Below are 22,006 nucleotides of genomic sequence, written 5' to 3' on the forward strand. Positions count from 1 at the left end.
GGCGCCAACCCGTCGTGGCTCGTGGTGCCTCTCATCTGCCTGCCCGTCCTCCGCAGCAGCTGCGCTGCAGCGGCGGAGGGTGGACCGGCATCTCCCCGTAAACGGGAAAGGCGCTGTCGCCAGCCCATGCTTGCCCCAGGAGACAATCCAGCACCCATGACCTACGCCGTGTCCGAAATACGATCCGTCGGCAGGCCGCGAAAAAAGCGGCTATCCCATGCCGCAATCGAGCCCTGGCTCTATCTCAGCCCGGCGATCGTGCTGCTGGTCGTCGTGCTGCTGGTGCCGCTGGTTATCGGTATCGGTTACTCGTTCCGCAAATTCTCCGCTTTCAAATCCGAATATGTCGGACTTGGGCAGTATCAGGCGATGCTGTCGGATCCCGTGCTCGGGCAGGCGCTCGTCAACACGCTGTGGTGGACGGCAGCCAGCCTGTTCTTCCAGTTCTTCCTCGGACTTGGCCTGGCGCTGCTGCTCGACACGCCGTTCCGGGGCAGAAAGATCGTGCAGGCGGTGGTGTTCCTGCCCTGGGCGGTGCCGTCCTTCCTCTCGGGCCTGACCTGGGCCTGGCTGTTCAACCCGATCATCGGGCCGCTGCCGCATTGGCTCTACGCCTCGGGGCTGAAAACCGAGCCGACCAACGTGCTCTCCGATCCCTCGACAGCCATGTGGGGACCGATCGTCGCCAATGTCTGGTTCGGCATTCCCTTTTTTGCCATCACGCTTTTGGCGGCGTTGAAGTCGATCCCGTCAGAACTGCATGAGGCGGCGGCCATCGACGGCGCCTCGCCGTGGCAACGCTTTACCAAGGTGACGCTGCCGTTCCTGGCGCCAACCATCGTCATTACCGTCATGCTGCGCACGATATGGGTCGCCACCTTCGCCGACCTGATCTTCGTCATGACTGAAGGCGGGCCTGCCGGTTCGACGGCCACGGTGCCGGTCTATATCTACGTCAGCGCGTTCAAGTCGCTGGACAAGGGCTATGCCTCCGCTGTGGCGGTGCTGCTGCTTGTGCTGCTCATCGTCTATGCGGTTGCGCTGATCGGCATCCGCCGTTCGCTGGTAAGGCACGTCTGATGATTGCCGGACGCTCCGTCTCCTCGCGCGTTCTCGGCGGCATCGGCCTTTACGGCGCGATCGGAGCCTACATGGCCTTCGCGCTGTTCCCGATCTTCTGGACGTTGAAGATCTCGGTCACGCCGGAGCGGCTGCTCTATTCCGAAGGCATCACTTTCTGGCCGTCGCAAACGACGCTGCAGAACTTCGTCACCGTGCTCGAAGCCACCGATTTTCCGCGCTATTTCCTAAACAGCGTTATCGTTTCGGTGTCGACGGCCGCCTTCGTAACGGTCATTGCCACGCTTGCCGGGTACGCCATGTCGCGTTTTTCGTTCCGCGGCAAGGCGACCCTGGCTATCCTGCTTTTGCTCACCCAGACTTTTCCGCTGGTCATGGTCATTCCGCCGATCTACCGCATCATGGGGCAGATCGGTCTCATCAACAGCCTGACCGGCCTCGTCATCATCTACACCGCCTTCAATACAGCCTTTGCAACCTTCCTGATGCAGTCGTTCTTCGACGGCATCCCGCGAGACCTGGAAGAGGCAGCGATGATCGACGGCTGCACGCGCCTGCAGGCGATGCGCAAGGTGATCGTGCCGCTGACGCTGCCCGGCATGGGGGCGACGCTTGGCTTCGTCTTTACCGCCGCGTGGAGCGAGTTGCTGTTTGCGCTGATGCTGATTTCCAGCGACGAGCAGAAGACTTTCGCGGTCGGCTTGCTCACCTATATCGGCAAATTCGCGGTCGACTGGGGACAAATGATGGCGGCTTCCATCCTGGCGCTGATCCCCGTCTGCGTCTTCTTTGCCTTCCTGCAACGTTACCTCGTCACCGGCCTTACCGCCGGCGCCGTCAAGGGATAGATCGATGGCCTCCGTCACACTCGACAAAGTCCGCAAAGACTATGGAGCCGTGCGCGTCCTGCACGCGGTCGATCTCGAAATCGCCGACGGCGAGTTCGTGGTCCTGGTCGGCCCGTCCGGCTGCGGGAAATCGACCCTGCTGCGCATGATCGCCGGGCTGGAGGAGGTCTCCGGCGGCGAGATCCATATTGGCGAGCGCCTGGTTAACGACATCGCGCCAAAGGACCGCGACATCGCCATGGTGTTTCAGTCATACGCGCTCTATCCGCATATGGACGTGTCGAAGAACATGGGCTTCAGCCTGATGTTGAGGAAGGCCGGCAAGCCAGCTATCGAAGCAAGGGTGGACGCCGCCGCCAAGCGGCTCGGGCTCGATGCCCTTCTGCAACGCCTGCCGCGGCAATTGTCCGGCGGCCAGCGCCAGCGCGTCGCCATGGGGCGGGCCATCGTGCGCGACCCGAAGGTCTTTCTCTTCGACGAGCCGCTTTCGAACCTCGACGCCAAGCTGCGCGTCCACATGCGTGCCGAGATAAAGGCGCTGCACCAGCAATTGAAGACCACTTCGGTCTATGTCACCCATGACCAGACCGAAGCGATGACAATGGCCGACCGTATCGTCGTCATGCATGACGGCCTCGTCCAGCAGGTCGGCGCGCCGCTCGATCTGTACGACCGGCCGGTCAACATGTTCGTCGCCGGGTTCATCGGCTCGCCCGGCATGAATTTTCTGCCTGCCGTGGTTGAAAAGGGAGCCGGGCCGGATGCCATCCTGGCCGACGGCCAGAAGCTGAGGCTGCCCGACGGCCTGCCGCTCAGGGATGGCGATGCGATCACCGTAGGCTTGCGGCCCGAGCATATCCGGCTCGCCGACAATGGCGCGCTGAAAGGCAAGGTGGGCGTGGTGGAGCCGCTCGGCTTATCGACCCAGTTCTATACCAGGCTTGCCGGCCAGCAGGTCTGCGTGTTTGCCATGGGCCGGGCCAGCGTGAAACCGGGTGAAGGCGTGCGCCTGTCGGCTGATCCGGCGTCGCTGCATCTGTTCGATCCGGCAAGCGGCGATCGCATCGACTAGAGCGGTTCCGGTTCTCTTGGAACCGGTAACTCGCTCTAACTATCTGTTTTGCCGCATTTATGCGGACGCCAAATGATTCCATTTGGCTGCAAAATGCTCTAGTCCTGAATTCCCGAAACGAAAAACGCCGCCCGGAAGGCGGCGTTTCAGTACTGCGAGAGAAACCCGATTACTTGATCTTGGTTTCCTTGAATTCGACGTGCTTCTTGGCGACCGGGTCGTATTTGCGGAACGACAGCTTGTCCGTCTTGGTGCGGCTGTTCTTGCTGGTCACGTAGAAGAAACCGGTGTCGGCGGTCGACAGAAGCTTGATCTTGATGTTTGCGGCTTTGGCCATGATGTTCGTCCGTTAATGTTCGTGGAGTTTTGGCCGCTGGAGCACGGGAAACACCCGGACGCGGGAAACTTGCCGCGACACATAAAGAACGCGCCCGGAAAGTCAACCCTTGTCCAGGCTCATGCGTCTTCCGTGACTGGCAACACCTTCTTCCAATCGCCCGTCGTGTTCCACCAGCGGTTCGGGTTGGCGCGGTCATCGAGACCCTTGGAGCGGCTGGCAAGCAGTGGCTGAATGCGGATCACCGGCTCCTGACAGCTGTGAACCTGGTAAATCGCTTCGACGACGCGAGCGGCGAGCTTCTGATCATCGGGCAGTTCGAACGACACCTCGACAGTCCCAGGCCGCCTGCGCAATTCCGTCTCGGCGCCGGCGGCGGCACCTTCAAGCGGCCGGTAGCGTTCGATGCCGTCCGCCGACTGAAAGGCATTGCTGTCATATTTGCCCATTCTGAGCGGCGCGATCGCGACCACCGCTTCCATGATGCGATCGACATCAGCTGCCGGTGCCTGAAAGGTCACCAGCAGCAGCAATTCCATCCGCAGCGATTTCGTTTCAAAGCCACTATCGATCATCCGAGGTCTCCCTGCTTATGCACTTTGGGGGAGCATATACTCGAGCCCTCCTGACATGGTTATGTCAGTAGTTGGTCAGCAGTGGGAGCGATGTCGGAAGCTGGACCGACTCAGAGGATTTTGCGGAGCAGCCTGGTGCCGACCAGCACGATATAGCAGGCGAAGAACAGGCCGAGCGCCCAACCGAAGCCCGACGGCCCGAAAGCGTCCATGCCGATGCCGATTGCCTGCGGGCCAAGCACCATGCCGACGCCGTAGCAGAGCACGAAGGCGGCGTTGGCGGAGGCCAATTCATGGCCGGAAAGCTGCGAGCCGAGATGCGCCAGGCCGATTGTGTACATGGCAGCGACCACACCGCCCCAGACGAACAGAAGCGCTGCCATCATATGCCAGTTCTGCGCGAAGAACGGCATGAAGATTGTGCCGGCAAGCCCGACGGTGGCACAAGCCATCAGCAAATAGCGGCGGTCGCTGACGCGGTCGCTGATCATGCCGATCGGGATCTGCAACAGCACGTTGCCGAGGCCGATCATGGTGAGCAAAAGGGCTGCGTCCGCCTCTGAGTAGCCGATGCGGCTACCATAGACGGGGAACAGCGCAAAGCCGCCGGTCTCGACCGCGCCGAACACCAGCACGGCGGCGGTCGCCGTCGGCACCAGCCAGATATAACGCAGGAAATTGCTGGTTTCGCCGTCCGAGACGATCGTCGGGCTCTCGTTGCGTGCCGCCAGAACCGGTATGGCAGCCAGCGTAACCAGTGCGATGGTGACGCCGAAAGGGAGGAAACCGCTGCTGCCAAGGTGGGCGAACAGCCAAGGCCCGGCGGCAAAGCCGAGAGACAGCACGGTGGCATAGATGCCGAGGACCAGTCCGCGCCGGTGTGGCGGCGCCGAGGTGCTGATCCAGAATTCCGACAGGATGAACAGCACCGTCAGCGCGATATGCAGCAGGACCCGCAGCGGAAACCACATCCAGAAAGCTGGCGCGAAATGGAAACCGACAAAGGCCAGCGCTCCGGCCGCAATCATGGCAAGCATTGTCCAGGCGACCCCGAACCGCATGGCAAGCGGAGTGGCGAGCGGCGCGCCGGCGATCGAGGCGAGGCCGGCGACCGCGGTGTTAAGGCCTATCATCGACGCGGAGTGGCCGCGCGTTTCAAGGATCACGCTGAGCAGCGGCATGCCGAGCCCGATGGCAATGCCGACGACGCTGATCGACGAGATCGCCGCGACCATCGGCAGCCAGTGTACGCGTTCCTTGCCCTGCGGCTGGATGTCGACTGTCATGGAATGGCTGGCTGCTCTAGAGAATTTCGCGGACGAAGCGATTGCGGACAAGCCGGTAGAACGGCACGCGACCGCCGGGGCTCAGCAGCGGATCCTGGGCGAGGCGGGTTTCCAGTCCCTCCAGCACCGTGCGCGTGATGTCTGGGATATCTGCTTGCCTGGCCTTGGCCAGCGGCAGCCAAACGACGTCCTCCAATTCGTTGGTCGGACCGCCATCCGGCAGTTCCACGGCGACATCGTCGCGCCATGCGGCGAGAAAGCGCGTATCGAACCGGCGCACCCGGTTGGGCGGGGTGATGGCGCGTGCGACGAAGCGCAGCGCTTGCAGTGATGGAATAACGCCGTGCTCGACAAAGCCCTGCCAGTCGCGCTTGGCGGTTGCGAAGCCCCCTTTTTGGCCGATCAGCAGGCCGGCCTCCTCATAGGTTTCGCGGATTGCCGACAGGGCAATGGCGCGGGCGCGGGCCGGGCTGGTGCGGCCGATGCCAGCGGTCAATCTCGCTTCTTCGTCGGGATGAAGTGCGGTGGCTGTCCGGATGTGGCTGTCGGCCGGATCGGTGCGGCCGCCCGGAAACACGAATTTTCCCGGCATGAAGGCATGACGGGCGTGGCGGCGGCCCATCAGCACCAGGATTTCGTCGCCCTTGCGGTCGAGCAGGATCAGCGTCGCGGCGTCGCGCGGGCGTATAGGGTTGGCGTCGAGCGCGACCCGCTCAACCTTGTCGACTTCCGCCTTGGTCACAACGTCCATGCGCTCGACCTAGCGGAATCTTCTCCGATGCGAAAGTGGCGTCCAGCCATGCCGATTGCGCCAGCCTCGGTTTCAAGCCTCGGGATGCGACTCGATCAGATCTTCGTCACCGCCAAAGCCGTGCATATAAAACGCCCATTGCAAGCCGATGACAGCGCCCTTGACTGGCTGCAGCAGGACGACGGCGAGAATGATGGTCAATGGCACCCAGATGGCGATGTGCTGCCAGGTCGACAGCGTCGAAGTCGCCTCGACACCCATGAAAGCGCCAAGCACGATGTGGCCGACAATGACCACCACAAGATAGGCCGGCAGGTCGTCGGCGCGATGGTGGTGCAGCTCCTCGCCGCAATGATTGCATTTGTCGACGGTCTTGACGAAGGCGCGAAACAGCTTGCCCTCGCCGCAATGCGGGCAGCGGCCGAGCATCCCGCGCTTCATTGCCGTCCATAGCGGCCGGGCGGTCCGGCCCGAGTGATGTTCGCCGCCGAAAACCCGTTCTTCCATCTGCAGTTCTGTTGGCATTACCGTCTCCTGCCGCGCGAGCCTGGACGCGATTGCGACGCGCGGGCGCGGCCTTTGGCCTTGTGGAACGACCGTTTGGAGCCGGGCAGCGGCTTTGGCTCGGTCAGCATCTCGAAACGCATCGCGCCGGCCATCGGCGCCACCTCGATCAGGCGAACCTCGACGCGATCAGCAAGCTGATAGCCCTTGCCGGTGCGTTCTCCGAAAAGCGATCGAGCAGTTTCGTCGTATATATAGTAGTCGCCGCCCAGGGTTGAAACCGGAATGAAGCCATCCGCGCCATACTGCGGCAATTGGACAAACAGGCCCGATTTGGTGACGCCCGAGATACGGGCGTCGAAACGGTCGTCGATGCGCTCGGCGAGATAGGCGGCGATCAGCCGGTCGACCGTGTCGCGCTCGGCGGCCATCGCGCGCCGCTCGGTCGCCGAAATCAGCGCCGAGACCTCTTCCAGCCGCTCCGCCTCGTCCTGCGTCAGGCCCCCCGGACCAAGGCCGAGTGCGGCAATCAGCCCACGATGCACGATCAGGTCGGCATAGCGACGGATCGGCGAGGTGAAATGCGCGTAGCGCTTCAGGTTGAGGCCGAAATGGCCGATATTGGCGGGCGAATATTCGGCCTGGCTTTGCGAGCGCAGCACCACTTCGTTGACCAGTCCCTCATTGTCGGCGCCGCGCACGCGAGCGAGGATGCCGTTGAACTGGTTCGGCCGCATCTGCGCGCCGCGCGCCAGCGACAGGCCGAGCGTCTGCAGGAATTCACGCAGCGATTCCTGCTTGGCAAGCGAAGGCGCATCGTGGATGCGGTAGACCAGCGCCTGCCGCTTCGCCTCGAGTGTCTCGGCTGCGGCGACATTGGCCTGGATCATGAACTCTTCGATCAGCTTGTGCGCGTCGAGCCGCTCCGGCACGACGACCTTGTCGACGGTGCCGTCCTGCTTGAGCAGGATCTTGCGCTCGGGCAGATCGAGTTCAAGCGGCTGGCGCGTGTCGCGGCCGCGCTTCAGGATCCCGTAGGCGTCCCATAGCGGCTTCAGCACCGCATCGAGGATCGGGCCAGTCGTGTCGTCCGGTGCGCCGTCGATCGCCGCTTGCGCCTGCTGATAGGCGAGTTTCGCCGCCGACTTCATCATGACGCGATGGAACGAGTGTCTGAGTTTGTGGCCATCGGCCGAGAAAGTCATCCGCACCGCTATCGCCGGACGATCCTGGCCCTCGCGCAGTGAACAGAGGTCGTTCGAGATGCGCTCCGGCAGCATCGGCACGACGCGGTCGGGGAAATAGACAGAATTGCCGCGCTTCAGCGCTTCGCGATCGAGCGCCGTGCCATAGCGCACGTATGCAGCGACATCGGCAATCGCGACGGTGACAACCACGCCGCCGGCGTTCTTCTCGTCGGTGTCGGGCATGGCGAACACCGCGTCATCATGATCCTTGGCGTCGGCCGGATCGATGGTGAGCAGCGGCAGCTCGCGCCAATCCTCGCGGCCGGCAAGCGTCGCCGGCTTGACCGCCTCCGCCTCGGCGATGACGTCGGCGGGAAAAATATGCGGAATGTCGTTTGCGTGAATGGCGATCATCGAGACCGCCTTTTCGCTGGTCAGCGAGCCCAACACCGCCAGAACCTTGGCTCTCGGCAGCCCGTAGCGGGAGGCCCGCGCCGGCTCGACCTCGACCAGGTCGCCGTTCTTGGCGCCGTTCTGGAATTCCTTGTCGACGACCAGCTCGGGCTGGCGCCTTTCCACCGGCTCGATGCGGAACGTGCCGTCCTTCAGTACGCGAAAAACGCCGAGAACCGCATCGGTGCGCTTCTCGAATATCTTCATAACCCGGCCGGTATAGGCGGGGCCTGCCGGGTCGTCGGTCGGAAAGGTCTTGGCCAGCACGCGGTCGCCGATACCAGGCGTCGGCCCATTGCCGCCGCGCGACACGCGGATCGCTATGACCGGCGGTTCGCCATTGCCGATCGCTTCGGTCGGGTGCGCCAGCAGCACACCGTCGGCGTCACGGCCGAAGATGTCGAGCACCGCGACGTGGGGCAGGGCGCCGACACGGGCGAGCCGCTTGCGCTCCTTGGTCAGCAGGCCTTCGTCCTGCAGGTCGCGCAAGACGTCCTTCAGCCAGATACGGTCTTCGCCGCGTAGCGCAAACGCCTTTGCGATGTCGCGTTTTCCCGCGCGGTCCGGATTTTCGGCGATGTAACGCAGTATCTCGTCGCGTGACGGCCGGTAATTGTCCCTGACCTTGGCGCGAGTATCGGCGGTGCGCAGATCGCCGTGGCTTCTTCCGGAGACTTTGCGCGCCAACCCGTCCTATCCCTTTTTCCTGGCCGCCGGTTTTTTGGCTGCAGCTGGTTTCTTGGCAGGCGCGGCCGCTTTGCGGAAGGGCTTCCTGGCGCCATTGCCGCCCTTGGCTTCCTTTTCCGCAATGAGCGCCACGGCATCGTCGATCGTCACCGATTGCGGGTCCTTGCCCTTCGGCAGCGTCGCATTGACCTTGCCGAAATTCACATAAGGGCCGTATTTGCCGTCGCGCACGACGATCTTGCCGCCGCCGGAAGGATGCTCGCCAAGTTCCTTGAGCGCAGCGGCTGTGCCGCCATTGCGGCCGCCTTTGCCCTTCAATTGCTTCTCGGCGATCACCGAGACGGCGCGATTGAGGCCGATCGAGAACACGTCTTCGATGCTGTCGAGATTGGCGTAGGTGCCGTCATGCAGCACGAACGGCCCGTAGCGCCCCAGCCCGGCCGAAATCATCTTGCCGGATTCCGGATGCTTGCCGACGTCGCGCGGCAGCGACAACAAGGCCAGCGCCTTTTCATGATCGATCGAATCGGCAGTCCAGCCCTTGGGCAGGCTGGAGCGCTTGGCATCCTTGCCGTCGCCGCGCTGGATATAGGGGCCGAACCGGCCATTGCGCAGCGTGATCTCCTCGGCGGTATAGGGGTCCTTGCCGAGCAATTTGGTGCCGTCTTCGCCACCGCCGTTCTCGCCATTGGGATTGGCGGCGTCGCCAAGCTGGCGGGTGAAGGAGCATTCGGGATAGTTCGAACAGCCGACGAAGGCGCCGAACTTGCCGAGCTTCAGCGACAGGTTGCCGGTGCCGCATTTCGGACAGATGCGCGGGTTCGAACCGTCTTCGCGCGCGGGAAACACCAGCGGCGCCAGTTCCTCGTTCAACGCATCGAGGACGTCGGTGACCCTCAGCTCCTTGATGTCGGCGACGGCGCCGGAAAAATCCTTCCAGAAATCGCGCAGCACGTCCTTCCAGGCGAGCTTGCCGTCGGAGATTTCATCGAGTTTCTCCTCGAGCGAAGCGGTGAAGTCGTACTCGACATAACGCTCGAAGAAGCTTTCGAGGAAGGCTGACAATAGCCGGCCCTTGGGCTGTGGCACCAGCTTGCGCTTGTCGATGGTGACGTAATCGCGATCCTCGAGCGTCTTCAGGATCGCCGTATAGGTCGACGGCCGGCCGATGCCCAGCTCTTCCAGCTTCTTGATCAGCGAAGCTTCCGAATAACGCGGCGGCGGCTCGGTGGTGTGCTGGGTGGCGTTGATCGCCTCGCGTGTGAGCTGCTCGCCGGCACGGATCTCGGGCAGGCGGCGGCTTTCCTCGTCTTCCGAATCTTCTTCCTTTTGCTCGATGTAGGCAGCAAGGAAGCCGTCGAAGCGAACAACGGAACCGACAGCACGAAGCTCGGCGGTACGCGAACCGTTGATGGCCTCGATCTCGACCGTGGTGCGCTCTATCTCGGCCGGCTGCATCTGGCTGGCGATGGCGCGTTTCCAGATCATCTCGTAAAGCCGCGCCTGGTCGGCGTCGAGATACTGCCTGACGGAAGCCGGCGTGCGCATGAAATCGGTCGGACGGATCGCTTCGTGCGCCTCCTGGGCATTCTTGGCCTTGGCGGAATAATAGCGCGGCTTTTCAGGCAGGTATTTGGCACCGAATTCCTTGGCGATCGCATCGCGTGCGGCAGAGATCGCCTCGGGTGCCATCTGCACGCCGTCGGTCCGCATATAGGTGATCAGGCCGGTGGTCTCACCGCCGATCTCCATGCCCTCATAGAGCCGCTGCGCCACCTGCATGGTGCGGTTGGCCGAAAAGCCGAGACCCGACGAGGCTGCCTGCTGCAGCGTCGAGGTGGTGAAGGGCGGCCCGGGATTGCGCTTGGTCGGCTTGGCTTCGACCGACGCCGCCTTGAAGCTGGCGCCTTCGAGCATCGCCTTGATGTCGTCGGCCTGCGCCTTGTTGGAAATGTCGAGCTTTTGCAGCTTCTTGCGCTCGAAGGTGGTCAGCCGCGCCTCGAAATTTTCCTTGCGCGGCGTGCCGAGAATGGCGGCGACCTGCCAGTATTCCTCGCGGACGAAGCGTTCGATCTCGGATTCGCGGTCGCAGACCAGACGCAGCGCCACCGACTGGACACGGCCGGCGGACCGGGCGCCGGGCAGTTTGCGCCACAGCACGGGCGACAGCGTGAAGCCGACCAGATAGTCGAGCGCACGGCGGGCGAGATAGGCATCGACCAGCGGCGCATCGATCTGGCGCGGATTGGCCATCGCCTCCAGCACCGACGCCTTGGTAATGGCGTTGAAGACGACGCGGCTGACCGGCTTGTCCTTCAACGCGCGCTTTTGCTTCAGCACTTCCAGGACATGCCAGGAGATCGCTTCGCCCTCGCGGTCCGGATCGGTGGCGAGGATCAGCCCGTCGGCGTCCTTGACCGCCTTGGCGATATCGGCGAGACGCTTTCCAGACGCGGTGTCGACGGCCCAGGACATGGCAAAGTCCTCATCCGGACGCACCGAGCCATCCTTGGCCGGCAGATCGCGGACATGGCCGAACGAAGCCAGAACCTTGTAGTTCTTGCCGAGGTACTTGTTGATTGTCTTCGCCTTGGCCGGCGATTCGACGACGACGACGTCCATACGGTCTCATATCAGTTGTGATGCGGCAGAAGAATTCCGCTGCGCGCGACGAAATCTCGTTCAATGTGTCGCTCACATGGCCGCGCTTTTGCATCCGGTCAAGGCCAAGCAGTCAAAATGCGGCCCTGCACCGAATGCGCAACCCAGCGGCGCGCCATGCGATTTCCGCAATCCTGGACAAGGGAAATGAGCAGCCTATCGCTGGACAACACCCGGCAATTGATCCTGGAGAACGGGACAAACTCTCCCGCGGATATAAGAGAAACATCGAGCACGCGCCAGCCCCGCTTGAACAGATGCTGTGAAGCGCGCAATCGGTAGCCCGGCATTTGCCCGGATAGTTGCAAGGAATTGGCGTGCTGAAAAGTCGGCCGCCGGGGCGGTTGGGTCAAGCTCCCAGCGACCAGCCGTGTTACCGCCTGTTACAGCGGATCAGAAGCTCAAGGCTTAGTCGGCCTTGGCGATATGCCAGACGCCGCCGACGCCCTCGCCGGTGACGTCGCCGGCCTTCTTGTCCTTGATGAACGTGTAGAGCGGCTTGCCTTCGTAGGCCCACATCCTGGTGCCGTCGGTGCGGTCGACGATCGTCCATTCGCCCTCGGCCTTGGCGTTGGCGTCAGCCTTCAGCGGCGGCCAATTGGCGGCGCATTTGTCGTAACAGTTCGACTTGCCGGCCTCGTCCTTGTCGTAGGTGTAGAGCGTCATGCCGCTGGCGTCGGTGTAGATCTTGGTGCCGCCGACCTCCGCTTCCTTCCACGCCTCGGCGGCTAAGGATCCGGCAGTGCCGAGCAAAAGCGCCGCCATGCCAATTGCGATCGTTTTCATGGACTTCTCCCTGAATGTTCGAAAAGCGCGCGGAACCGCGACTTCTTCTGATCAACGCTGCCCGGCTGCCCTTTCTTCCCGCGCTGTTCTCCATTGATCCAGGCGACGGCGTCGACTTGCTACCCAATCTGATGGGGGCCACGCGATGGTGATTGGCGGACGGACGTTGTCGCGGCTATATGGCTGCGCAGTCATCTGGAGATGGAAATGGCGTTGGACGTCGGCTATGTCAGTGCGATCGGGGCGGGAGCAATTTCGTTCCTGTCCCCCTGCGTGCTGCCACTGGTGCCGCCTTACCTGTGCTATATGGCCGGCGTGTCCGTCGACGATTTCCGCGGCGAAGCCGGCATTACGGCAAAGGCCGGTGTGCGAGGCGCGCTGGTTAATTCCTCCATCGCCTTCGTGCTCGGCTTCTCGACCGTCTTCGTCGCGCTTGGCGCTGGCGCCTCGACCATCGGCCATTTGTTACGGGTCTGGCAGGAGCCGCTGGCAATGGTGGCCGGTGTGCTGATCATCCTGATGGGGCTGAATTTCCTCGGCGTACTGCGTATCCCTTTGCTTTCACGCGAGGCGCGCTTCCAGTCGCAAGGCAAGCCGGCCAGCTTGATCGCCGCTTACGTCATGGGCTTGGCCTTCGCCTTTGGCTGGACACCCTGTATCGGCCCGGTGCTGGGGCCGATCCTGACGCTTGCCGGCGGCCGCGAGACGGTGGGCGAGGGCGCGTTGCTGCTTGCCGCCTACTCGCTCGGCCTCGGTATTCCGTTCCTGATCGCTGCGCTGTTTTCCGGCGCCTTCATGCGCTTTCTCTCGAAATTCCGCCTCCATCTCGGCCGCGTCGAAAAAGCCATCGGCGCGCTGCTGGTGGTCGCCGGCGTGTTTTTCCTGACCGGCGGCGTGCAGACGATGTCATATTGGCTGCTCGAGAATTTTCCGGTGCTGGGGCAATTGGGCTAGGTTTGTAGCCCGACGTGGTCTGTTCAGCCTTCGAAATAGCCCGGCTGGTCGATATCAGCGATCAGCCCAGGTCCGCTCGGCTGCCACCCCAGCAGCGCGCGAGTCCGTTCGCTCGAGGTCGGGACATCCATCGCCGCGAACATCGCGAACCAGCCAAAATGATCGGCGGCTTCTTCCGCAGACTTGGCGAGGACCGGCACGTTCAGGCGCCGGCCGATCACGCCGGCGATGTCCTTGAACGGCACGCCTTCTTCGGCGATCGCGTGATATCGCCCGCCACCGGCTCCATGCTCGAGCGCAAGCCGGTAGACGCGGGCGGCATCGAACCGATGCACGGCAGGCCAGCGATTGAGCCCTTCGCCGATATAGGCCGACACGCCCTTCCTACGAGCGAGGTCGATGAGAATAGGAACAAAGGCGTGGTCGCCCTGGCCATGGACCGACGGAGGAAGGCGGACAACCGATGCGCGCACCCCGCGTGCCGCCAGCGCGGCGGCTGTCGCTTCGGAGGCGCGGGGATAGGAAGCGGACGAGGGGACAGGCGCATCTTGCTCCGTCGCGATACGGGCCCGCGCCTGGAGCGCGGTCCCCGAGGTGACGAGCAGGAGGCGCTCGGAGCCTTCGAGCGCTCCGCCCATCACCTCGATGGCACGCCGGTCCATCTCGCAGTTTTGCGCGAACTTCGAGAAGTCATGGTTGAACCCGGTGTGGATAACCGCATCGGCGGCTGCCGCGCCCCTGCGCAGGCTCTCCACGTCTTCGAGGTCGCCTCGATGCACCTCGGCTCCAGTGGCGGCGAGCGACTTGGCCGATGCCTCCGAGCGGGCGAGGCCGAGCACCTGATGGCCGGCGCCGATGAGTTCTTGAACGACGGCAGAACCGACGAATCCGGTCGCTCCGGTAACGAAAACACGCATCACGACTTGTCCTTGTTCGTTTCTGACCACGACCATTTTCGCGGCCCGGTGACGTCGTGATAGGCGCTTGAGAAAATACGATCTATGCGGTAAAGTCCGAATTATCTTCGCAATCGTCCGGAATGACACGTGGATCCTCTTTCAGATGTGCTCTCGCTGCTGAAGCCGCGAAACTATATGTCGGCCGGCTTCGATGCAGGTGGTGAATGGTCGATCCAGTTCCCCGACCAGCAGCAAAGCATTAAGACCGGAGCGGTGGTCTCCGGCCGGTGCTGGCTGTCAGTAGAGGGCGTTGCCGACGCAGTGCGCCTTGAGACGGGGGACTGCTTCCTGTTGCCGAGTGGGCGGCCTTTCCGCCTTGCAAGCGACATGAGTTTGTCGCCTGTTGAAGCCGTCAAGATTTTTCCGCCTGCGCGAGCCGGCGGTGTTGTGACCCACAATGGCGGCGGTGATTTCTTTCTGGTCAGCAGCCGCTTCGCGCTTGGCGGCAATCATGCCGGCATCCTGTTGCGGATGCTGCCAGCCATTGTGCATATCCGCAAAGAGTCGGACAAGTCGGCCCTGCGCTGGTCGGTGGAGCGGATGATGCAGGAGCTGCGCGAGCCACAACCGGGCGGCTTTCTGGTGATCCAGCACCTTGCTCACATGATGCTGGTTCAGGCGTTGCGGCTGCATCTTTCAGAAGGATTGAAAGGTGGCGTCGGCTGGCTCTTTGCCCTCTCGGACAAACAGATGGGCGCGGCGATCAGCGCCATGCATGAGAATCCGGCGCATGGCTGGACGTTACAGGAACTGGCGGAACGGGCCGGCATGTCGCGATCGACCTTTGCGCTCAGATTCAAGGAGACGGTCGGCGCGTCGCCGATGGACTATTTGACGCGCTGGCGAATGCTGCTGGCCGGGGATCGGCTGACGAATTCCAGCGATCCCGTCGCCGTCATCGCGCTGTCGCTCGGCTACGAATCCGAAAGCGCCTTCAGCACTGCTTTCAAGCGGGTCATGAACTGTTCGCCACGGCAATACGGCCGTGGCCGAGCCCCCAGCTTCGCATCACGCAACGAGGCGGAAGCCGCCTGAGCCGATCGGCCTGAGCGTGCCGCGGGTTGGAGGTTCCACCGTCTCACCGGAATTTAACCGCATTGGTGCAGCATGGCGCCGGTGCTACTAACGCTCCGATTCCAGATCCCTTTCAACGGTTGCTGTCCCCATGAGCCAGAGATCCTGCCTGTCCATCATCCTCGCTGCCGGCGAAGGCACGCGCATGAAGAGTGCCGTGCCGAAAGTGCTGCACACAATCGCCGGCCTGCCAATGGTTGCCCATGTCGTCAAGGCGGCCGAAGCCGCCGGCAGCGGCGATGTGGCGCTGGTGATCGGCCATGGCGCCGATGACATGCGCAAGGCCGCACTCAAGTTTGCGCCCAAGGCCGAAGCTTTCGTCCAGGAGAAACGTCTTGGCACCGCGCACGCCGTGCTTGCCGCGCGCGCAGCAATATCAAAGGGGTATGACGACATCCTGGTGATGTTTGGCGACACGCCGTTGATCGATCCAGAAGCGCTCGCGGCGGCGCGGCTGAAGCTGGCCGAAGGTACGGCCGTCGTCGTGGTCGGCTTCCGTACGGAAAATCCTTCGGGCTACGGCCGGCTTATCGAAAAGGCCGGCAAGCTCGTGGCCATCCGCGAGGAGAAGGACTGCTCGGACGAGGAGAAGAAAATCACCTTCTGCAATGGCGGGCTGATGGCGGTCGCCGGCAGGCACGCGCTGAAGCTGCTCGATCAAGTCGGCAGCAAGAACGCCAAGGGTGAGTATTATCTCACCGACATCGTCGAGATCGCCGCTGCGCAGGGACTTGATGTCGTAGCCACCGAAGCCAGTTTCGAGAATGCGCTCGGCATCAACAACCGTGCCGAGCTTGCCCAGGCGGAAGGTATCTGGCAGGCGCGTCGACGGCAGGAAGCGATGCTTTCCGGGGTGACACTGGTTGCGCCCGAAACCGTGTTCTTCTCGCACGACACCGAGATCGGCGCCGACACGATTGTCGAGCCCAATGTTTGGTTCGGCCCAGGCGTGAAAATCGCGACGGGCGCCAAGATCCATGCCTTCAGCCATATCGAAGGCGCCACTATCGCGTCGAATTGCGATGTCGGGCCGTTCGCGCGGCTGCGGCCCGGGGCCGATCTGAGAAACAAAGCCAAGGTCGGCAATTTCTGCGAGGTGAAGCAGGCGATCGTCGAGGAGGGCGCCAAGGTCAACCATCTGACCTATATCGGCGATGCCCGCATCGGCGCAGGCGCCAATATTGGCGCCGGCACCATCACCTGCAATTATGACGGTTATTCGAAATTCTTCACCGATATCGGCGAGGGTGCCTTCATCGGCTCGAACTCCTCGCTGGTGGCACCGGTGTCGATCGGCAAGGACGGCTACATCGCCTCAGGCAGCGTCATCACCGAAAGCGTACCCGACGATGCGCTGGCCTTCGGTCGCGCCCGTCAGCGGACTCTACCCGGCAAGGGCAAGGAGTTGCGCGAACGGTTTGCTTCGGCCGCGGCGGCCCGCAAAAAAGGGTAGGCGCGACGAGCGGGATCATGTCTTTGACTGATTTCTGGAGCCGTTGGGCCGAGATAGGATACAGAAGCGGAGAAACTGAGCAATTGCAGTAACCGGATTGCAAGTGCGCCCTGTCATGGTGCATCTGTGCAGGATAGTCCGGCTGATACCGGACGAAATGGAATGTGATTTTTCGCGACAGCCCGGCAGTCTCTAAATGGCGCCGGGTTTGAGGTCGGAATCGGGGGCAGGCGCGATGTGCGGTATCGTTGGAATTGTCGGTAACTCGCCGGTCGCGCCGCTTATCGTCGATGCGTTGAAAAGGCTCGAATATCGCGGCTATGACTCGGCCGGCGTCGCCACGATCGAGCACGGCAGGCTTGACCGCCGCCGCGCCGAGGGCAAGCTGGTCAATCTCGAGCGCCGGCTGAAGGACGAACCGCTCGACGGCATGATCGGCATCGGCCACACGCGCTGGGCCACGCATGGCGTTCCGAACGAGAGCAATGCGCATCCGCATTTTTCCGACGGCGTCGCAATCGTCCATAACGGCATAATCGAGAATTTCGCCGAATTGCGCGACGAGCTGATGCGCGACGGCTACAGCTTCGCCTCACAGACCGATACCGAAGTCGTCGCGCATCTGGTGGCGCGCGAACTGGCCAGGGGGCTGAAGCCGGTCGAGGCGGCGCATAAGGCGCTGAAGCGGCTAGAAGGCGCCTTTGCGCTCGCCATCATGTTCAAGGGCGACGAGGATTTGATCGTCGGCGCGCGCAATGGCCCGCCGCTCGCCGTCGGTCACGGCGACGGCCAGATGTTCCTTGGCTCCGACGCCATCGCGCTTGCCCCGTTCACCAATTCGATCACCTATCTGGAAGACGGCGACTGGGCGGTAGTGCGCCGCAACGAGGTCGATATTTTCGACATGGGCGGCAACAAGGTCGACCGCAAACGCCAACAGTCGCTGAGCACGAGCTTCATGGTCGACAAAGGCAACCGCCGCCATTTCATGGAAAAGGAAATCCATGAGCAGCCGGAAGTGATCTCGCACACGCTGGCGCATTATGTCGATTTCGTCGGTGGCGCCTCGAAGCCGCTCGCTCTGCCGTTCGATTTCGCCAAGATCGACCGGCTGGCGATTTCGGCCTGCGGCACCGCCTATCTCGCCGGGCTGATCAGCAAATACTGGTTCGAGCGCTATGCGCGGCTGCCGGTCGACATCGATGTCGCTTCGGAGTTCCGCTACCGCGAGATGCCGCTGTCGAAGAACGATGCCGCTTTCTTCATCTCGCAATCGGGTGAGACCGCCGACACGCTGGCATCGCTGCGCTACTGCCGCAAGGCTGGCATGAAGATCGGCGCGGTCGTCAATGTGCGCGAATCGACCATGGCGCGCGAATCCGACGTCATCCTGCCGACATTGGCCGGCCCGGAGATCGGCGTTGCCTCGACCAAGGCGTTCACCTGCCAACTTTCCGTGCTGGCCTCGCTGGCGGTGCGGGCCGGCGTGGCGCGCGGAACGATTTCGCATGAGCACGAGAAAACGCTGATACGCGAGCTGTCGGAAGCGCCGCGTTATGCGAACCAGGTGCTAAAGCTCGACGGGCAGATCGAAAAGATCGCGCGCGACCTCTCGCACTACAAGAATGTGCTTTATCTCGGCCGGGACACCAATTTTCCGCTGGCCATGGAAGGTGCGCTGAAGCTCAAGGAGATCTCCTATATCCATGCCGAAGGCTATGCTGCCGGCGAGCTGAAACACGGCCCGATCGCGCTGATCGACGAGAACATGCCCGTCATCGTCATCGCCCCGCATGACCGCATCTTCGAAAAGACCGTGTCGAACATGCAGGAGGTGGCCGCGCGCGGCGGCAAGATCATCCTGATCACTGACGGCAAGGGCGCGGCGCACGCTACGGTGAAGACGATGGAGACGATCGTTTTGCCGGACGTGCCGGAAATCATCTCGCCGATCATCTACGCGCTGCCGATCCAGATGCTCGCCTACTTCACCGCCGTGTTCATGGGTACGGACGTCGACCAGCCTCGCAACCTGGCGAAATCGGTAACGGTGGAATAGGTCTCGTTTAAAAACTTCGCCATTCCAAAGCGCCTTCCGGTTCAGTAGTGTCGCGCTGCAAACACACGCTGCGGTGAACCATGTCGGACGCTCTCAAGACCTCAGGCATGACCCGGCTGAGAAACTATTTCCTGACCGGCTTCGTCGTTTGCGCGCCGCTCGCGATTACCGCCTACATTGCCTGGTCGCTTATCGGCTGGGTCGATTCCTGGGTCAAACCCTACATTCCGGTACGCTACAATCCGGACACCTACCTGCCGTTTCCAGTGCCGGGTTTTGGGCTGATCGTTGCCCTGATCCTCATCACTTTCATCGGCTTTATGACCGCCAATATCGTTGGCCGCGCCATCGTCAACTTCGGCGAGCGCCTGCTTGGTCGCATGCCGCTGGTGCGCGGCATCTACCGTTCGCTGAAGCAGATTTTCGAGACGGTGCTGTCGAACAAGGGCGACATGTTCCGCCAGGTCGGGTTGGTAGAATATCCGCGCAAAGGGGTCTGGTCGCTTGTCTTCGTCGCCAGCGAGAAGGAAACCGAGATCAACCAGAAGCTCGACCGGGAAGGCGATCCGCTGATTGCCGTGTTCATGCCGTGTACGCCCAACCCGACGACAGGCTTTCTGATGTATGTGCCGAAATCCGACATCGTATCGCTCGACATGACGATCGAGGACGGAGCCAAGCTGATCGTGTCGGCCGGCCTGGTGGCGCCAGCTGTCAAAATGATGACGGTGAACGGCGAGCAGATCCACGGCGCGCTTGCCAATCCTCCGCTCGACACGATGCCTCAGCCGGCACGCAGGAGCCGCACGGCCTCGTCGCGGCCGAACAGATAGAGCAACAGGCGTAGCGCCGTGCCGCGTTCGGACTGCAGTTCCGGATCGCGCGACAGGATCAGCCGCGCATCGTCGCGAGCGGCCTCGAGCAGGTCGGCATGCACCTCGATGCGCGCCACCTGGAAGCCCGGCGTGCCGGACTGGCGGGTGCCGAGCAACTCGCCTTCGCCGCGTAGCTTCAGATCCTCTTCGGCGATACGGAAACCGTCCTCGGTCTCCCGCATCACCGACAAACGGCGTTTTGCCGTCTCGCCAAGCGGGTCCTTGTAGAGCAGCACGCAGGATGAAGGCTTGTCGCCACGCCCGACCCGGCCGCGCAATTGGTGCAACTGGGCGAGGCCAAAGCGCTCGGCATGCTCGATGACCATGATCGTCGCATCAGGCACATCGACGCCGACCTCGATGACGGTGGTGGCGATCAGGATACGGGTGTCGCCCTGTTTAAAGGCGCGCATCGCCTCGTCTTTGTCGGTGCCTTTCATGCGGCCGTGCACCAGGCCAATGCGGTCGCCGAACAGTGGCTTCAGCGAGGCAAAACGGTCCTCGGCCGACATCAGTTTGATTTCCTCGGATTCCTCGACCAGCGGACAGATCCAGTAGATTTTCTGGTCATCGGCGACGGCGTCGAGCATGCGTCCGATCAGTTCGTCGAGCCGTTCAAGCGGCAAGGTGACGGTGCGGATTGGCTGGCGGCCGGCCGGCTTTTCCGTCAGCTTCGACACATCCATGTCGCCGAATGCAGTCAGCACCAGCGTTCGCGGTATCGGCGTTGCCGTCATCACCAGCATGTCGGGCGCGTCGCCCTTGGCGGTGATCGCAAGGCGCTGGTGGACGCCGAAACGGTGCTGCTCGTCGACGACGGCGAACACGAGGTCATGGAACGTAACCGTTTCCTGGAACAGCGCATGAGTGCCGACGACGATGTCGATGTCACCATTGGCCAGCCCGGTCAGCGTGTCGGCACGCTCGCGGCCCTTTTCGCGACCGGTGAGGACGGCGACACGCAGCCCGGCCCGTTCCGCCAACGGCGCAATCGTTGCAAGATGCTGGCGCGCCAGGATTTCGGTCGGTGCCATCAATGCCGCCTGGCCGCCGGCCTCGACGGCACGCGCCATGGCAAGCAGCGCGATCACCGTCTTGCCGGAGCCGACATCGCCCTGCAAAAGGCGCAGCATGCGTTCGGGGTCGCCGAGATCGGCGTTGATTTCGGCAAGCGCCATTTCCTGCGACATGGTCAGCGAATAGGGTAGTGCCACGCGAAGTTGCTCGACTATGCGGCCGTCGCCGACGAGTGGCCGGCCCGATAATCGGCGGACCTTGGCCCGCACCAGCGCCAGCGATACCTGGCCGGCCAAGAACTCGTCATAGGCAAGGCGCCGCCATGCTGCGCCGTCGACCGAGACGTCGATCGGGTCGGCAGGATTGTGGATGCGGTTGAGCGCATCGGTGAAAGCAGGAAAGGCATGGCGGCGCCGGAACTCGCCGTCCTGCCATTCGGGCAGCACCGGCAGGCGGGCCAGCGCCTGGCCGATGGCCCGGCGCAGCACCTTGCCCGAGAGCCCGGCGGTCAGCGGATAGACCGGCTCGACCAGCGGCAGGTTTTCCGCGTCGCCGGCAAGTGCGATATGGTCGGGGTGAACCATGGTCGGGCGGCCGTTGAACCATTCCATGCGGCCTGAGACGACGACATGCTCGCCTACGGGCATTGCTTTTTCGAGATAGGCAGCATGGGCATGGAAGAAGGTCAGCGCGATCTCGCCGGTGTCGTCATGGGCGTAGACCCGGTACGGGACCGACCTGTTGCCGCGTGGCGGCGGCTGGTGGCGGTCGATGCGTACGTCGAGTGTGACAATGGCGCCCTCGGCCGAACCGGCGATGCCCGGGCGGTTGCGGCGGTCGATGACAGTATGCGGCAGCACGAACAAGAGGTCGCCGGCGCGCGCGGCCCGGTCGCCGAGGTCGGCTGCTACGACTTTTTCGATCAGGGCGCCAACTTTCGGCCCGACGCCGGCAAGCGAGGTGATCGGGACAAACAGCGGATCGAGGAGGGAAGGACGCATGATGTCAGCTTATGTTGCGGCGACTGTAGCGCAAGGCTGACACCGCCTTCTATCCACGCTATATGCGCCGCCTAGGCAAGGATGTTGCAAGATGACCGGAACGAAACGATCAAGCGAGGGCCTCGATGCCCGCCGCCGCAAGCTTTTGTTTCGTTCGTGGCACCGCGGCATGCGCGAGATGGACCTTATACTCGGCAGCTTCGCCGACGCCGAGATCGGCGCCTTGACCGGCGACGAAATCGACCAATATGAGAGGCTCCTCGATATTCCCGACACCGAATTCCTGCCTCTCGTCACTGGCGAACGCCCGGTTCCGGCGGATGTCGACTGTGCCGTCCTGCAAAAAATCCTGGCTTCGCGCCGGGAGATGACCTTCTGAACAACGTG

20 protein-coding genes are annotated in these 22,006 nt (G+C 62.8%); 10 read left to right on the top strand and 10 right to left on the bottom strand.

What is annotated here, in order from left to right; genetic code table 11:
- Positions 1-156: 156 nt before the first annotated feature.
- Genes NKJ17_RS28410 through NKJ17_RS28420 form a run of 3 tightly spaced genes read left to right on the top strand, consistent with a single transcriptional unit; the run spans position 157 to position 3,000 of the window.
- Positions 157-1,080, top strand: a complete 924-nt coding sequence (locus NKJ17_RS28410; protein WP_352508830.1) for a carbohydrate ABC transporter permease — start codon at positions 157-159, stop codon at positions 1,078-1,080.
- The gene (locus NKJ17_RS28415; RefSeq protein ID WP_352508829.1) at positions 1,080-1,928 is read left to right on the top strand and encodes a carbohydrate ABC transporter permease; all 849 of its coding nucleotides are present in this window, start codon (positions 1,080-1,082) and stop codon (positions 1,926-1,928) included. The genes NKJ17_RS28410 and NKJ17_RS28415 overlap by 1 nt, the downstream gene beginning before the upstream one ends.
- 4 nt (positions 1,929-1,932) lie before the next feature.
- On the top strand, positions 1,933-3,000 hold the full coding sequence (locus tag NKJ17_RS28420; RefSeq protein WP_352508828.1) for an ABC transporter ATP-binding protein: 1,068 nt from the start codon (positions 1,933-1,935) through the stop codon (positions 2,998-3,000).
- A gap of 169 nt (positions 3,001-3,169) precedes the next feature.
- Here the strand turns inward: NKJ17_RS28420 and rpmG are convergent, their stop codons facing one another.
- The 8 genes from rpmG to NKJ17_RS28460 all read right to left on the bottom strand — a co-directional run bounded on the left by rpmG (position 3,170) and on the right by NKJ17_RS28460 (position 12,227).
- Positions 3,170-3,337, bottom strand: coding sequence for a 50S ribosomal protein L33 (rpmG, locus tag NKJ17_RS28425; RefSeq protein WP_006201775.1), 168 nt, complete (start codon positions 3,335-3,337; stop codon positions 3,170-3,172).
- A gap of 119 nt (positions 3,338-3,456) precedes the next feature.
- Positions 3,457-3,912: a hypothetical protein gene (locus tag NKJ17_RS28430; protein ID WP_352508827.1), complete on the bottom strand. Its 456-nt coding sequence runs from the start codon at positions 3,910-3,912 to the stop codon at positions 3,457-3,459.
- Between the two features lie 110 nt (positions 3,913-4,022).
- On the bottom strand, positions 4,023-5,198 hold the full coding sequence (locus NKJ17_RS28435) for an MFS transporter (protein ID WP_352508826.1): 1,176 nt from the start codon (positions 5,196-5,198) through the stop codon (positions 4,023-4,025).
- Positions 5,199-5,214: 16 nt separating this feature from the next.
- A complete protein-coding gene (locus tag NKJ17_RS28440; RefSeq protein WP_352691094.1) occupies positions 5,215-5,949 on the bottom strand; it encodes an NUDIX hydrolase in 735 nt (244 codons plus the stop codon).
- Between the two features lie 72 nt (positions 5,950-6,021).
- Complete coding sequence (locus NKJ17_RS28445) at positions 6,022-6,474, bottom strand: DUF983 domain-containing protein (protein ID WP_352508824.1); 453 nt, start codon at positions 6,472-6,474, stop codon at positions 6,022-6,024.
- On the bottom strand, positions 6,474-8,780 hold the full coding sequence (gene rnr / locus NKJ17_RS28450) for a ribonuclease R (protein WP_502896240.1): 2,307 nt from the start codon (positions 8,778-8,780) through the stop codon (positions 6,474-6,476). The genes NKJ17_RS28445 and rnr overlap by 1 nt, the downstream gene beginning before the upstream one ends.
- A 6-nt stretch (positions 8,781-8,786) precedes the next feature.
- Entirely contained in the window at positions 8,787-11,402 is a 2,616-nt protein-coding gene (gene topA / locus NKJ17_RS28455) for a type I DNA topoisomerase (protein ID WP_352508823.1), read from the bottom strand.
- Between the two features lie 447 nt (positions 11,403-11,849).
- Positions 11,850-12,227 (bottom strand): COG4315 family predicted lipoprotein, encoded by a 378-nt coding sequence (locus tag NKJ17_RS28460; RefSeq protein ID WP_352508822.1) that lies wholly within the window; start codon positions 12,225-12,227, stop codon positions 11,850-11,852.
- A 14-nt stretch (positions 12,228-12,241) separates the two neighbouring features.
- Between NKJ17_RS28460 and NKJ17_RS28465 the strand changes: the two genes are divergently transcribed.
- Both NKJ17_RS28465 and NKJ17_RS28470 read left to right on the top strand, forming a co-directional pair.
- The gene (locus tag NKJ17_RS28465) at positions 12,242-12,379 is read left to right on the top strand and encodes a hypothetical protein (protein WP_352508821.1); all 138 of its coding nucleotides are present in this window, start codon (positions 12,242-12,244) and stop codon (positions 12,377-12,379) included.
- Between the two features lie 55 nt (positions 12,380-12,434).
- On the top strand, positions 12,435-13,181 hold the full coding sequence (locus tag NKJ17_RS28470; protein WP_352508820.1) for a cytochrome c biogenesis CcdA family protein: 747 nt from the start codon (positions 12,435-12,437) through the stop codon (positions 13,179-13,181).
- 23 nt (positions 13,182-13,204) lie between these two features.
- On the opposite strand, the gene NKJ17_RS28475 is transcribed toward NKJ17_RS28470, so the two are convergent.
- A complete protein-coding gene (locus tag NKJ17_RS28475; RefSeq protein ID WP_352691096.1) occupies positions 13,205-14,098 on the bottom strand; it encodes an SDR family oxidoreductase in 894 nt (297 codons plus the stop codon).
- Positions 14,099-14,227: 129 nt separating this feature from the next.
- On the opposite strand from NKJ17_RS28475, the gene NKJ17_RS28480 reads away from it, so the two are divergent.
- The 4 genes from NKJ17_RS28480 to NKJ17_RS28495 all read left to right on the top strand — a co-directional run bounded on the left by NKJ17_RS28480 (position 14,228) and on the right by NKJ17_RS28495 (position 19,559).
- Positions 14,228-15,175 carry an AraC family transcriptional regulator gene (locus NKJ17_RS28480; protein ID WP_352508818.1) on the top strand — a complete coding sequence of 316 codons (948 nt, stop codon included), beginning with the start codon at positions 14,228-14,230 and terminating at the stop codon, positions 15,173-15,175.
- 130 nt (positions 15,176-15,305) lie between these two features.
- Positions 15,306-16,667, top strand: a complete 1,362-nt coding sequence (glmU, locus tag NKJ17_RS28485; RefSeq protein ID WP_352691099.1) for a bifunctional UDP-N-acetylglucosamine diphosphorylase/glucosamine-1-phosphate N-acetyltransferase GlmU — start codon at positions 15,306-15,308, stop codon at positions 16,665-16,667.
- 235 nt (positions 16,668-16,902) lie between these two features.
- The gene (glmS, locus tag NKJ17_RS28490; RefSeq protein WP_254820154.1) at positions 16,903-18,726 is read left to right on the top strand and encodes a glutamine--fructose-6-phosphate transaminase (isomerizing); all 1,824 of its coding nucleotides are present in this window, start codon (positions 16,903-16,905) and stop codon (positions 18,724-18,726) included.
- Positions 18,727-18,806: 80 nt separating this feature from the next.
- Positions 18,807-19,559: a DUF502 domain-containing protein gene (locus NKJ17_RS28495; RefSeq protein WP_352479017.1), complete on the top strand. Its 753-nt coding sequence runs from the start codon at positions 18,807-18,809 to the stop codon at positions 19,557-19,559.
- Here NKJ17_RS28495 and recG read toward each other — a convergent pair.
- Positions 19,511-21,619 carry an ATP-dependent DNA helicase RecG gene (gene recG, locus NKJ17_RS28500; protein WP_352691101.1) on the bottom strand — a complete coding sequence of 703 codons (2,109 nt, stop codon included), beginning with the start codon at positions 21,617-21,619 and terminating at the stop codon, positions 19,511-19,513. The two genes, NKJ17_RS28495 and recG, sit on opposite strands and share 49 nt — an antisense overlap.
- 91 nt (positions 21,620-21,710) lie before the next feature.
- Here recG and NKJ17_RS28505 point away from each other — a divergent pair, with 91 nt between their 5' ends.
- Positions 21,711-21,998 (top strand): FAD assembly factor SdhE, encoded by a 288-nt coding sequence (locus tag NKJ17_RS28505; RefSeq protein WP_352491635.1) that lies wholly within the window; start codon positions 21,711-21,713, stop codon positions 21,996-21,998.
- Positions 21,999-22,006 lie beyond the last annotated feature (8 nt).

This window comes from Mesorhizobium sp. M0208, from assembly GCF_040322015.1.
Lineage (GTDB): Bacteria > Pseudomonadota > Alphaproteobacteria > Rhizobiales > Rhizobiaceae > Mesorhizobium.

Bases quoted from the DNA above. Each gene is read 5' to 3' on its own strand.
- NKJ17_RS28410 (WP_352508830.1), top strand. From the start codon at position 157: ATGACCTACGCCGTGTCCGAAATACGATCCGTCGGCAGGCCGCGAAAA.
- NKJ17_RS28415 (WP_352508829.1), top strand. From the start codon at position 1,080: ATGATTGCCGGACGCTCCGTCTCCTCGCGCGTTCTCGGCGGCATCGGC.
- NKJ17_RS28420 (WP_352508828.1), top strand. From the start codon at position 1,933: ATGGCCTCCGTCACACTCGACAAAGTCCGCAAAGACTATGGAGCCGTG.
- rpmG (WP_006201775.1), bottom strand. From the start codon at position 3,337: ATGGCCAAAGCCGCAAACATCAAGATCAAGCTTCTGTCGACCGCCGAC.
- NKJ17_RS28430 (WP_352508827.1), bottom strand. From the start codon at position 3,912: ATGATCGATAGTGGCTTTGAAACGAAATCGCTGCGGATGGAATTGCTG.
- NKJ17_RS28435 (WP_352508826.1), bottom strand. From the start codon at position 5,198: ATGACAGTCGACATCCAGCCGCAGGGCAAGGAACGCGTACACTGGCTG.
- NKJ17_RS28440 (WP_352691094.1), bottom strand. From the start codon at position 5,949: ATGGACGTTGTGACCAAGGCGGAAGTCGACAAGGTTGAGCGGGTCGCG.
- NKJ17_RS28445 (WP_352508824.1), bottom strand. From the start codon at position 6,474: ATGCCAACAGAACTGCAGATGGAAGAACGGGTTTTCGGCGGCGAACAT.
- topA (WP_352508823.1), bottom strand. From the start codon at position 11,402: ATGGACGTCGTCGTCGTCGAATCGCCGGCCAAGGCGAAGACAATCAAC.
- NKJ17_RS28460 (WP_352508822.1), bottom strand. From the start codon at position 12,227: ATGAAAACGATCGCAATTGGCATGGCGGCGCTTTTGCTCGGCACTGCC.
- NKJ17_RS28465 (WP_352508821.1), top strand. From the start codon at position 12,242: ATGTTCGAAAAGCGCGCGGAACCGCGACTTCTTCTGATCAACGCTGCC.
- NKJ17_RS28470 (WP_352508820.1), top strand. From the start codon at position 12,435: ATGGCGTTGGACGTCGGCTATGTCAGTGCGATCGGGGCGGGAGCAATT.
- NKJ17_RS28475 (WP_352691096.1), bottom strand. From the start codon at position 14,098: ATGCGTGTTTTCGTTACCGGAGCGACCGGATTCGTCGGTTCTGCCGTC.
- glmU (WP_352691099.1), top strand. From the start codon at position 15,306: ATGAGCCAGAGATCCTGCCTGTCCATCATCCTCGCTGCCGGCGAAGGC.
- glmS (WP_254820154.1), top strand. From the start codon at position 16,903: ATGTGCGGTATCGTTGGAATTGTCGGTAACTCGCCGGTCGCGCCGCTT.
- NKJ17_RS28495 (WP_352479017.1), top strand. From the start codon at position 18,807: ATGTCGGACGCTCTCAAGACCTCAGGCATGACCCGGCTGAGAAACTAT.
- recG (WP_352691101.1), bottom strand. From the start codon at position 21,619: ATGCGTCCTTCCCTCCTCGATCCGCTGTTTGTCCCGATCACCTCGCTT.
- NKJ17_RS28505 (WP_352491635.1), top strand. From the start codon at position 21,711: ATGACCGGAACGAAACGATCAAGCGAGGGCCTCGATGCCCGCCGCCGC.